This is a genomic window from Acidovorax sp. NO-1, from assembly GCF_000238595.1.
GTDB lineage: Bacteria > Pseudomonadota > Gammaproteobacteria > Burkholderiales > Burkholderiaceae_C > Acidovorax.
The window spans coordinates 1-12545 of record NZ_AGTS01000147.1 but is presented as its reverse complement, the minus strand read 5'-3'; the positions used below and the strand labels follow the sequence as shown (position 1 = coordinate 12545).

The 12545-nt window shown below is 68.3% G+C and carries 5 protein-coding genes; 1 reads left to right on the top strand and 4 read right to left on the bottom strand.

Annotation, left to right across the window (positions count from 1 at the left end):
* Positions 1 to 97: 97 nt before the first annotated feature.
* From KYG_RS21200 to KYG_RS21190, 3 genes are all read right to left on the bottom strand, one after another.
* Positions 98 to 2371, bottom strand: a complete 2274-nt coding sequence (locus KYG_RS21200) for a diguanylate cyclase domain-containing protein (protein WP_008906987.1) — start codon at positions 2369 to 2371, stop codon at positions 98 to 100.
* A gap of 86 nt (positions 2372 to 2457) precedes the next feature.
* Positions 2458 to 4704: a penicillin-binding protein 1C gene (gene pbpC, locus KYG_RS21195; RefSeq protein ID WP_034695776.1), complete on the bottom strand. Its 2247-nt coding sequence runs from the start codon at positions 4702 to 4704 to the stop codon at positions 2458 to 2460.
* A 42-nt stretch (positions 4705 to 4746) separates the two neighbouring features.
* On the bottom strand, positions 4747 to 5385 hold the full coding sequence (locus tag KYG_RS21190) for a DUF937 domain-containing protein (protein ID WP_008906985.1): 639 nt from the start codon (positions 5383 to 5385) through the stop codon (positions 4747 to 4749).
* A 201-nt stretch (positions 5386 to 5586) separates the two neighbouring features.
* Here KYG_RS21190 and KYG_RS21185 point away from each other — a divergent pair, with 201 nt between their 5' ends.
* Positions 5587 to 6270: a hypothetical protein gene (locus tag KYG_RS21185; protein ID WP_008906984.1), complete on the top strand. Its 684-nt coding sequence runs from the start codon at positions 5587 to 5589 to the stop codon at positions 6268 to 6270.
* Positions 6271 to 6328: 58 nt separating this feature from the next.
* Here KYG_RS21185 and KYG_RS21180 read toward each other — a convergent pair whose 3' ends face one another.
* The gene (locus KYG_RS21180; protein WP_050813914.1) at positions 6329 to 12352 is read right to left on the bottom strand and encodes an MG2 domain-containing protein; all 6024 of its coding nucleotides are present in this window, start codon (positions 12350 to 12352) and stop codon (positions 6329 to 6331) included.
* Positions 12353 to 12545 lie beyond the last annotated feature (193 nt).

Sequence of the window (12545 nt, the reverse complement as noted above, 5' to 3'; positions counted from 1 at the left end):
TACGCACCACTGGACGCCAGTGGCAACCAGATTTCAAGCCATTTTGGCCTGCAGCGCTTGTGCAGCAAGCGCCATCAGCTATCAATACAGTAGCGCTTCACGCCGTGGCGCTCTCGGGCAGCACGGGCTCTGGATCGGCGCCCGGGCCGCGGTAGAGCATGAAGCGCATGCGCCCGCCCCGTTTGGCGGCGTACATGGCGTCGTCGGCGTGGCGTGAGAGGTCGTCAAAGGTGTCGCCGTGCTGCGGGAACAGTGCGATCCCGCCACTGATCCCCACCTGCACACGCCGCCCGGCCAGCTCGAACGGCGTGTCGCACGCAGCGAGAATCTTGCGCGCCACGCCGCAGGCGGCTTCGGGGGTATCGAGCCCCGGCAGCAGCACCACGAACTCGTCACCACCCTGGCGGCACACGGTGTCGGATGCACGCACGGCGGCCTGCAGGCGCCGGGCAAACTGCACCAGCAACTGGTCGCCCACGGCGTGGCCCAGGTTGTCATTGACCTGCTTGAAACCATCCAGGTCCAGGAACATCACGGCCAGCAGGTTCGCCTCGCGCCGCGCCTGGGCCATGGCCACCTCCGCGCGGTCTTGCAGCAGCAGGCGGTTGGGCAGGTCGGTCAGCGTGTCGTATTGCGCCAGGTGCGCCATGCGTTCGGCCATGGCCACGGCTTCCGTCACGTCGCGCAGCACGGCCACTGCGCCCGTCACGGCGCCATGGCGGTCGGTGATGGGGCTGGCGCTGCCTTCCACCTGAAAACGCGCGCCGCTGCTGCGGTGCACCACAATGCCGCGCACCGCATCCACCGCACAGGCCTGCTGGATGGCCTGGCGCAAGGGGCTGTCCAGCAGCGCATCGTTGTCGGCGCTGCGCAGGTTGACCACTTCATCGGCGTTGTGCCCCGCGGCGTCAAAGGCCTGCCAGCCCGTCAGGCGCTGCGCCACGGGGTTGAGATAGGTGACCTGGCCCTGCGCGTCGGTGCAGACCACCGCATCGCCGATGGCGCGCAACGTGAGGCGCATGCGCTCTTTCTCGTCAAACAGCGCGTCTTCCATGCGCTTGCGCTCGGTGATGTCGGTCGCCTGCACGAAGATGCCGCGCACTTCGTCGCCGTCGAAGTCGGGGATGTACGACAAGATCGCAAACCGCGCGACGCCCTTGGGGTCCGTGATGGTGCGCTCGAACAGCTGTGCGTGCCCCTGCAGCGCCTGTTCCAGGTAGGGGCGGTTTTTTTCGTACAGCTCGGGCCCCAGCAGGTGGCTGATGTGCCTGCCCCGCATCTCGCCGGGTGCCTGCCCAAACCATTCGACATAGGCATGGTTGGCAAAGCGGTTGTGAAGCTGCCGGTCCCAGTAGCCGATCATGGAGGGCAGATTGTTCAATATGGTGCGCAGGTCGTGCTCGGCCTGCTTGAGCTGGCCGCTGACGGACTGGCGCAGCGTCAGCTCGCGCACAAACAGCAGGCCCAGGGCCATGCAGCCCCCGATCAGCAGCAGCGCAAAGCCACCCAGCATCCACGCGCTGCGGTACCACTTGTCCAGAATGGTTTGGGTGGCCTGGGCCACGTTCACGATCAGCGGGTAGTTGCCCACCTTGCGATATGTGTAGAGGCGTTCGACGCTATCCAGCGCAGCACGGCCGACGAACGAGCCGCTTCCCTCCCGCTGGAACCGCAGGAAGTTGTGGGTTCCGGCAATGGTTTTGCCCACATCCGCATCGCCATACGGGAAGCGCGAAATGATGACGCCGTCACTGCGAAACAGGTTCACACCGCTGTTGGGCCCGAGGTCGAGCGAGCGAAACATTTCATTGAAAAAGCTCAGGCGCAGCGCACCCACCACCACGCCTGCAAAGCTGCCGTCGGGGTGCTGGTAGGCCCGCGACAGCGGCAGAATGTAAATGCCTCTGATCCGCGACGGCACGGGCTTGCCCACAAAGAGCCCTGTGTGTGTGCCGGACTCGAACGCCTGGAAGTAATCGCGATCGGCAAAGTTGGCCTTGCGCGGCTCCAGCGAGCCGGAGTCCAGTATCAAATCGCCCTTTGTATCGAGCACAAAGACGTTGCCGACGCCTTCCATGCGCAGCGAGTTGTCAAACACCACACGCGCGCGCAGGTCCGGGGGCATGGCCCATGTTTCGGGGTTGCCCGCCTCACGGGCCACACCCTGCAGGGATCGGTCGTAGGAGTCCAGCGCCCAGATCAGGCTGCGCTCCAGCGTTTGGGCCAAGTTGGTGTTGGTCTGGGTGGCGTAGTCCCACTCGTCCTTGCGAATGGTCCAGACCGACCGGGCAAACAGCACCCCGATGCCCAGCGAGACCAGCAAGGCCAGCCAGATCAGGCGGTGGGAGAAAAACTGACGAAGCAGGGGCATGGTAGAAAATTTGTTACCAGTTTATACAGTCAGCCTGACTTGGGGCCTACTCGTATTTCCCATCGCACACGGAAAATTGACGCACGTCAGTTTCTGCGCGGCGGCGGTGGGGGTGTCACGGCACCAGCACCCCGCACCTCGATGCGAACTTCGTCCAGTACCTGCCCCCGCGCATTCACGATCTGCACCACGTGGCGCCCCGGCCAGGGCAGCCAGGCCACGCGAGCGCCCTGGCCCAGGGGCTTGCCATCCATGCGCCAGCGAAGGCCCTCGCCTGTGGCGGTGAATTGCAGGCGCTGGCGCGTGGGCGGGATGTCCGGGTCGAGCGCAATCACCGTGCCGGACGCGGGGCTTGTGATGCGGGCAGCGAATGATTTTGAGTCATTTTGGCCTCTGGCGCTTTGTCCATAAGCGCTGGCAGCTCCTGAATCAATAGCGAAAACGGCTTGCTCGGTACCCGCGGTAAACCACTCCTGCCGCGCGGCCTCCAGTGGCTGGGGCGCGGGTGCACCCTCGGCAGCCACGGCGCCAAACCGCACGGCGGCCTGCACCAGCCCCGCAGGCGCCTTCGGTGCACGGCTGGGCGCGCGCGCGTGCAAAAAGCCCATCAGTGCCGACCAGATGGGCGCCGCGCCGCTGGTGCCGCTCACATCGTGCATGGCCGCGCCGCTGGCGTTGCCCACCCACACGCCCACGGTGTAACGCTCGGACCAGCCCACGGCCCAGTTGTCGCGCATGTCCTTGCTGGTGCCGGTTTTCACGGCGGTCCAGAAGCGGGTGGCGAGCACGCTGTCGGTGCCAAACGTGCGGGCGCGGGCGTTGCCGTCCGAGAGGATGTCGCCCACGATGAAAGCGGCACGCGCATCCAGTGCCGGGGTGAAACGCTGCTTCGCGGCCTCCTGCAGCGCCACGGGGCTCAGCCGCCCGCCGTTGGCGAGCGTGCGGTAGGCATTGGTCAGGTGCAGCAGCGGCACCTCGGGGCTGCCCAGCGCCAGGCTGTAGCCAAAGTAGTCGCCGCTTTCGCGCAGCGGCAAACCGGCTGCAACGAGCTGGCGGTGAAACGCATCGGGCGTGACCATGACCAGCGTGCGCACGGCCGGAACGTTGAGCGAGGCCGCCAGCGCCGTGCGCACCGACACCCAGCCCTTGAACTGCCGGTCGTAGTTCTGGGGGATGTAGAGCCCCGCCGCCGTGGTGATCTGCGCGGGCGAGTCCTCCACCAGAGACGCCGCCGTGAGCCGCCGCTCGGCAATGGCATGCGCGTACAGAAAAGGCTTGAGCGTGGAGCCCGGCTGGCGCAGCGCCAGCACGGCATCCACCTCGCTGGCCTGGCTGAGCTGGCCCGACGAGCCCACCCACGCCAGCACCGCGCCCGTGGCGTTGTCCAGCACCAGCACGGCGCCGTCTTCCACATTGCGCCCGCGCAGCTCGCGCAGGTGCTGCTGCAGGGTCTGCGCGGCAAAACGCTGCAGTGGCGCGCGCAGGGTGGTGGGCACGCGCTCGGGCACGGCCGCACCGTCCTTGAACTGCTGGCGCAGCAGGTAGCGCGCAAAGTGCGGGGCCACGCCCTCGCTGGTGTCAAAGGCGCGGCGCTGCAGCGCGGCGGTGGTGAAGAGGTCCAGCGCATCGCAGTCCACACGCGCTGCGGGTGCATGGGGGCGCTGCTGCATGTCGCGCAGCACGCCGCAGGCCCGCTGCGCCACCAGCGCAGGCCGGGCGTTGGGTGCGCGCACCAGGGCGGCGGCCACCGCGGCCTCGCGGTCGTCCAGCCCGTGGGCGGCCTTGCCAAACAGCGTGCGGCTCAAGGCGTCGATGCCCACCAGCTCGCTGCGAAACGGCACGAGGTTGAGGTAGGCCTCCAGGATCTGGTCCTTGCGCCAGCGGCGGTCGAGCACCTGGGCGGCCACCGTCTGCCCGAGCTTTTGCACCACGGTGCGCCCGCCAGGGCCCTGGCGCCAGTCGCCGTCCAGCAGGCCCGCCAGCTGCATGGTGATGGTGCTGGCGCCGCGCGTGCGCTGGTTCCACAGGTTGCCCCAGGCGGCCGCCGACGCGGCGCGCCAGTCCACACCGCTGTGTTCGTAAAAGCGCTTGTCCTCGCTGAGCACCAGTGCCTGGCGCAGCGCAGGCGACACGTCGGCCAGCGGCACCCACTGGCCGCGCCGCACGGTGGCATCGGTGCGCAGGCGCTGCAGCACCTCGCCCTCGCGCGAGAGGATCAGGGTGTCCGACGGGCGGAAATCTGCGCGAACTTCATTAAAAGTGGGCAGAGCGCTTGCTGTGCCTGCGCAAGCAGCTATTAAAAATGAAGCAATGCGTAGCAGTGCCCCGCGCAGCCGCTGCCGTAAGCCAAGGGCCTGCACGGGGTGCCGGGAGGCTCAGCGGCGCCCGCCCAGCAGGCCGCCACCGATCTTGATCAGATCACCCAGCCCGACCTGGCCGTCGCCGTCCTGGTCGAGCAGGCTGCCCAGCAGGTCGCCGCCCACGCCACCCTGCTGGCGCACCTGGGCGTGCTCACGGCCCAGCACCGCGCCCAGGCCACCGGCGTCCATGCCGCCCGCCTGAGTGCGCTGCGCCAGAAACGCCATCACGATGGGGGCAAGGATTTGCAGCAGCTGCCCCGCATTGGCCCCCAGGCCCGTGGCCTGGCCCAGACCCGCTTCGGCGCGCTGCTGGTTGCCCCCAAAAATGTGGCCCAGTATGCTGGCGCCATCGGCGGCACCCCCGGCACCGCCGGCGCCTCCCATGCCGCCGAGCACCGAGCCCAGCAGATCGCCGAGCCCGCCACCGCCAGCGGCGCGGCCCACGTGGTCGCGCTGCAGGGCGCCCAACAGGTCGGCCGCGCCCTGGGGCTGCGCTGCGTTGCGCCCCAGGGCGCCCAGCAGCATGGGCAGCGCCGCCGCTACCGCGCTCTGCGCCTGCGAGGGGTTGGTGCCCAACTGGCTGGCTATCTGCTGCAGCGGCGCGCCCTGCAGCTGCGACAGCAATTCATCGGTGAGAGAGGCGGGTGCGTTCATGGTGTGCCTTCAGAAAGAAATGCGGGCCGCTAGGTTAACTGATGGCGGTGTCTGGCGGCCCACGGTGAGGGGCGGGAGTCAGGCACCCTCGGCTGCCGCACTACCCGCGGCCGCCCTGCCTGATGCACTGTGAAACCTTGGTGACAATAGAGGCTTTTTTTCGTCGCCTGCCAGGGCGCCGTTCCAGCACCTTTCCCCTTCATGCCTGTTTCCGATATTTTTGCCGTCCCTCCCGCTGCGGACACCTGCCGCGTGGCCCGCACGCGCCGCCTGCTGTGGGCTGGCTGCGTGCTCTGGGCCCTGCTGGGCTATCCCATGGCCCCGTGGCTGCCCGTGACCATGGGCTGGGAAAACGGGGTGCTGGAGAACCTGCAGCTGGTGCAGCTGCTGGCCGGCGCCGGGCTGGCGTGGTGGTTTGCGCGCACCGGCCATGCGGCCCTGGGCTACACCGCGGTCATGGTGTGGCTGGTACTGGCCGCCCGCGAGCTCAGCTGGGGTGCCACGCTGTGGGCTGCGCCGCTGGGGATGGGCTGGTCGGGTCCAATCTATTCGTCTTCCGTGCTCTGGTACAAGCCCTTCGTGTACCCCGCCATCGGGGCCTTGCTGGTGGCGGCCGGGGTGGCGCTGGTGCGCTCCAAGGCACTTTCCATGTTGTACAGACTGGCGCGCTCAACCCCGTTTGTCTGGGTAGAGCTCGTGCTGGCAGCGGTTGCGGCCATGGCGGCTTCGTATTTCGAGGGTCAGCTGCCCCGCGATGCCGCCGCCCCGGGCCTGGGGACGGCGGCCCTGGTGCTGGAGGAGTGGCTGGAGTGCGCGGCCTATGGTGCGCTGCTGGCTGCGCAGTGGCACCTGTTCACCCTGGTGCGCCTGCACGCCAGGCCCTGAGGCCACGGCAACGCGGCTTAGGCAGGGCGGAGGGATTGGGCTGCGCAGCGGTGCCTGCTCACTTCACCGGCTCTACCTTCACCCGCGCGTTCGGCGCCTCGCCAAACATCTCGGGCGCGTACAGCGCCTCCACGCGGCTGGGGGGCAGAGCGAAGTCGCCCACGTTGTTCAGCCGCACGGTGTATTCCATGGTGACCGTGCCCTTGGGCAGGTACTCGTAGTAGCTGCGGAAGGACTCGAAGCTGCGCTCTTCGAACGCGGGCCAGCCCGCGCCGCTGCGCCGCTCGCCCTGCGTGGCGATCTGCGAGTCGCGGCCCAGCCCACTGCCCAGGATGGTGGCGCCGCCCGGGATCGGGTCGGTGATGGCCACCCAGGTCATGTCGGCGCTGGCGTTGACCGTGAGCTGCACGCGCAGCACGTCGCCGCGCGTGTGCTGGCCGGCGGGCAGCGACTTGTTGGCCTGCTCCACGGGCGTCACGGTCTTGGTGATGGTGTACCCGGCCGAGAACGGCGCCTTGAGCTGGACGGCCGCCACCGACTGCAGCGTGAGCCACGGCTTGCCCGGGCCCTGGTGCGTGACCGCCAGGTTCTCCTTGCCGCTCGCCTTGCCCCAGGCCAGGAACATGTCGTTGTTGCGCAAGTTGCCGGGCGACGCGGGCGCGCCGAACCAGGTGGTCTGGTGCGCGGCGCCCGTGGCGTCGCTTGCCTTTACGCGTTCAACCTTGTTCCAGTCCACGCTGGCGGTGTTGCCGCCCATCGCAGCGCGGGTGGTGCCCGAAACCGGCGTGGCCTCGAACCTGGCGCTGAATTTTTCCAGCGCCAGAGCGCCCCACAGGTTGGCCGTGGTGGTGTGCCAGGCGCCCGCCTGCTGGCGGCTGATGAAGCCGTTGGCCAGGCGCCCCATGTCGTCCTTCCATGCCGGGTCGTCCATCACCGCCAGCATCAGGCGCGCGGTGTTCACGTCGCCGTTTTGCATCAGCCACCACCAGTAGTCGTCCTGCTCGGTGCTGAAAATGAGTTTGGTGCCCTGGAACGACAGGCGCGCACGCAGTATCTGCATGGCCTCGGCCAAGCGCTGGTCGCGCTGCGGCACATCGGCCACGCGTTTGAGCACATTCACCCAGTCGATCACTGTGTGGGTGGGCCACTGGTTGGGCGCGATGGTGATGCTGCTGACCATGCGGCCCTGGGCCTTGCCATAGCGCGACAGCGCTTCGAGCGCGGCCACCTTGCGCATGTCCAGGTCCTTGCGGGGGCTCCAGAAGCTGCGCTGGATGCGGCCTTCCACAAACGCGATCAGGCCACGCTCCATGGGCGCGCGGGCGGCGTCGGGCAAGGCAAACGCGGGGTTGATGCTGGCGGCTTCGTGCGTGGCGGCCAGCAGGTAGGCGGTGAGCGTGTCGCTGCCCCGATTGGCATCGCCATCGCGCGGCGGAAAGTAATTGGCCAGGCCGTCGCTGTCGAGGTACGTGGGCAGTTGCGCCACCACGGTCTGCCACAACGCGCCATCGCGCAGGCCCACGGCCTTGCTGATTTTTTGCTCCAGGCAGGCAAACGGGTAGCGCGCCCACCAGTCGCGCACGCCGGGCAGGCCCCCATCACCTGATCCTCCCAGCTTGGGCTGCAGCGACATCTTGAGGCCGCCCCGGCCGGGGATGGCGTCCGCCGGCGGGTTCACGTCCAGGTTGAAGCTGCCGTCCACCTGCACCAGCGTGGCCTGCTGCACCGTGAGCGGAACGGCCGGGATCAGCTTCTGGCTGGCCTTGAGCGCATCGCGCGCGCCGCCCACAGTGTCCTTGGCCTCGATCTCCCACAGGATGGCCTGGGCGCGGGTCTGCGCCAGCTGCGCTGGCGCGGTCACCGTCCAGGCCACCTCACGAGCCTCCTCGGGCGGGATGTCGATGGTCTGCGGCGAAAGCTGAAGCAGCGTGGCGCGCGGTGCCACCTCCACCTTCATCGCCGTCTTGGTGGTGTTGCGCAGCGTGATCTGCGCGCGGAACTGGTCGTCCTCGCGCACCAGCGGCGGCAGGCCGCTGATGATCTGCAGGTCCTGCGTGGCGCGGATGCTGGTGCTGCCCGTGCCGAAGAGGCCGGTGGCGGCATCGGCCACAGCCACGATCTTGAACGTGGTCAGTGCATCGTTGAGCGGCACCGTCACCCTGGCCTGGCCGTTGGCGTCCAGCTTGATGGCGGGCTCCCACAGCAGCAGGGTGTCGAGCAGTTCGCGCGTCTGCGCCTTGCCGCCGCCGCCGCCCGCGGGCACCGCCTTCTTGCCATAGTGGCGGCGGCCGATGATTTCCATCTGCGCGGTGGCGGTCTCCACGCCCCAGCTGCGCCGCTGCAGCATGGCTTCGAGCAGGTTCCAGCTGGTGTTGGGCATCAGTTCCAGCAGGGCCTGGTCCACGGCGGCCAGGGCCACCTCGGCGTTGGCGGCGGGTTTGCCGCCGGGCAGGGTGGCGGTGATGGTGACCTGGGCCTTGCCGCGCACGGCGTAGCTTTCCTTGTCGGCCTGCACCTTCACGTCGATCTGGTGGGCCTGCGTGCCCACGCGGATCTCGGCCACGCCGAGGCGGAATGCGGGTTTGGAAAGATCCACCAGCGCGGTGGGCGCCTGGTATTCCTTGCCCTCGTACCAGAAGGACGTCCACCACTCGCGCGGTGCCTTGAAGCCCCAGGTGAAGAAGCTGTACCACGGCACCTCGCGCAGGCGGCCGCGCAGGGCCAGCACGCTCACGTACACGTTGGGGCCCCAGTCGGGCTGCACTTTCAGGCTCACCGTGGGGTCCTGCCCGTTGAGCTGCACCACTTGGGTGTCGATGATGCCCTCGCGCTCCACCGCCACCAGCGCGGTGGCAAAGCGGAACGGCATGCGCACCTGGAACCTGGCGGTTTCGCCGGGCTGGTAGCTTTTCTTCTCGGCCAGCAGGTCGATGCGGTCGTGGTCTTCGCCACCAAACCACAGCTCGCCCTGGCGCGTGACCCATACCGACGACGCGGCCACGCTGGTATTGCCGTCCTTGTCGGTGGCCGTCACCACCAGTTCCACCTCGCCGGGTTCGTCGAGCTTGGATTCGCACAGCAGCAGGCCGCGCGCGTCGCTCTTGCCGCTGCACAGCGTGCCCAGGTCTTTGGTCTCGGTCTGGTTGTCGTAGCTGTAGAAGCCGCCCACCATGCGCTTGCGCGTGCTGGTGGTGATGCGGGCCATCGCTTGCACCTGCAGCGAGGTGTCGGCCGCCGGCTTGCCGCTGTGCTGCAGCGCCAGGGCCTGGAAGCGGATCTTCTGGCGCGCCGACACCCAGCCTTCGGTCTTGATGCCGGCCACGACGCCCGCGGGCCACAGGTTCTGCGTGCTGCGGATCGTCTGCACCTCGCCATTGGGGTCGGCGTAGGTGGCCTCCAGCACCAGCTCCTGCGGCTGGCGTATCTGGGGCACGTTCTCGATGGTGACCTTGCCCGCGCCATTGCGGTCCAGCGTCAGCGGCAGCTTGTCGGCGATCACGCGGGCGTCCTGGCTGGCCGTGGCTTCTTCATCGTCGCTGCTGGCGTTGCTCTGCTCGCGCTTGCGCGGCGGGTTGAAGCTGAAGGTGTCGTAGTCGTCGTACTGCAGGTACTTGCCGCGCACCAGGGCCGACACGCGCACCGGCAGGTTGGCCGCGGCGCCGCCCGCCACGTAGTTGACCTGCACATCGGTGGGCACCGAGCGCACGCGCACCAGCGCCTTCTTGTCTACCGGCGTGATGCGCCCTTCCAGCACGGGCAGGCGGAACTCCTCCACGCGGAATTCGCCCGAGCTGAAGCTGCGGCCGCGCTCGGTGTCGCTGCGCAGCTCCACCTGGTACACGCCCAGCTTGGCCGCGGGGGGTATGGCGAAGGTGCTCTGCGCGCTCTGGCCGCCGGTGGCGGTGCCACGCCAGACCAGCGGCTGTGTGAACTGCTGGCCGCTGCCCACGTGGGTGATGACAAGGGTTTCGGGCACGGCCTGCGGCAACGCAAAGCCCTGGCGGGTCTGTGCGCGCACCAGGTGCTTCATCGACACGGTCTCACCCGCGCGGAACAGGGTGCGGTCAAAGATGGTGTGGGCACGCTCGTCGGGGCGTGGGTCGCTGCTGGTGGGTACGTTGAAGCGCCAGGGCTCGATACCGCGCTGCCAGTCGCTCCAGGTGAAGGCCATGTCCTCCACGCCATCGGCGCCGTTGTGCCGCGCGCTCACAAAGTAGGCGTTGCCACCGTCGCCGTAGTAGCCCTCTTCGCTGCAGCGGGTGGGGTCGGACGACAGCCCCTCGATGCGGGCCACGCCGTTGGCATCGGTGGTGGCGTTGGTCAGCTCGTTGCCCTTGCAGTCGCTCACGCGCACCGTGGCGCCCTGCACGGGCTGGCCCTTGTCCAGTGTGGTCACCCAGGCCATGGCGTTCTCGCGGCCCAGCTTGAAGTGCACGCCCAGGTTGGTGACCAGGGCCGAGGTGCGCACATACATCGTGCGGCTGTCGCCCAGGCGCTCGTCCAGCAGCGACGCGCCGAGCTTTTGCGATGCGATCTCCACCACATGAAAGCCCGGCGTGAGCGGGATGCCCACCACCTCGAAGGGCCGCACATCGTTGCTGGCAGGTTGGGGCAAATCCAGCGTCTTCACGCCGCTCTTACCGGCCAGCAGCGAGACGGTGCGCGACTGCACATGCTCGCGCTCGTCGTCGATCACGCGGGGCAGCGGGCCGGTCACGTCCTGGCGCGCCTGCTTGCGGCTCACGGTGTGGTTGTCATAGCGCTGCACCTTCTTGAACCAGGCAATGATGTCGGCGTCGGTGCGGGGCTTGAGCGTGCTGACCTTGCCAGCGGGCGCAGCGCCCGGCTGCAGGCCCTGCACGCGCAGCGCGGCTTCCACATTGCGCAGCGTGACGGGCAGCAGCGCGGGTGGCTTGTCGGCGGCCGGGCCTTCGGCAAACCGCTCGACGATGCCGAAGGGCGCGGCGGCAAACTTGGCCAGCGGCGGCGTGCCGCCTGTGGACACTTTCAGCGGGAAGTTGTCGGCGTTGCGCAGCTTGCGGCCCGAGGCGTCCTGGAAGTCCTTGGGCAGCTCGATGCTGAACGCCGTGTTCTCGGCCAGGCCGGGGCCGAACTGCACGCTGCTCAACAGCGCATCCGGGTCCACCTTGCGGCCGGGGGTGTCGCCGTCCAGGCGGGGTTTCAGCGTTTCCTTGGCGGACTTCAGGCGTATGCCCTCGGCCAGCGTGCGCGGCACCGGGGCGTTGAACGACAGCGTCATCGGCAGGATGGGCCAGCACGCGGCCTGGGCGTTCTCGCGCTCGCAGCTGAACTCGGCGGCAAACGGCTCGCGCACCTGGTAGTCGTAGCGTTTTTCGATGGCGTTGGGCACGCCGCTGGGCGTGGCGACGCCCTTGCCATACACCAGCTGCATGCGCGAGCCCGAGGTCAGCCTGCGGTTGCAGGCCACCGTAAGGTACTGCAGGGGACTTTGCGCCGCCCGCTTGTCGAGGCCCAGTGCCTTGAGCACGTCGGTCCGCTCGGTGCCGTCGATCAGGCGCACGGGGATGCGCTCGCCAACGCCATCGGCCGTGCACCACATGTTGGCCTGCACGCTGGCCAGCGTGGCCGGGCCATTGAGCTGCAGCACAAAGAACTGCTCCTCGTCGATGGCCTGGTAGGTGCCCGGGCGGATGTGTTGCACAAACGGGCCGCCGCTATTGAACTGATAGCTCTTGGCGCCCGTCAGATCGGCGCCAGAGGCCGATTTGAACCCTGGCCTGGCCGTGGCGGTGCAGCGCACGCCGGGCGGCAGGTCACGCTCGAAGTCAAACACCCATTCGCGCTCGCCCGTCCACCGGGCTGTGCCCTTGGTGGCCTCGGCGTCGCTGCAGCTCAGGGTGAAGGGCGCGGGCGCCTTGGGGTCACCAAAGTTGACCGCTGCGGCATCGAACTTGGCCACCACCTGCCGCACCCGTGCCACTTCGCCCTGGGGGCTGAAGCTGACGATCTGCAATGCCTGCGCCGGGGTGGCCAGCAGCAATCCGCCCCACAGCAGCGTGGCCATGCGCGCCGGGGCGTTCCTCCAAGATATCGTTTTCATTGTGTGTTGCTCTTGCCTGCAAGGGGTGTGAGCGTAGCTGATACCCCCGCCCAGGGGCCACCGCGCGCCGCCGGCCCACAGGGCGAAAGTGTGAAAAATTGCTGCAGCTGCCCCGCTGCAGGCCATGTGAATCAGATGCTGCAAAAATAATAGCTATCAGCGCTTTATGGGTAAGCGCTGGAGGCCATTTTCA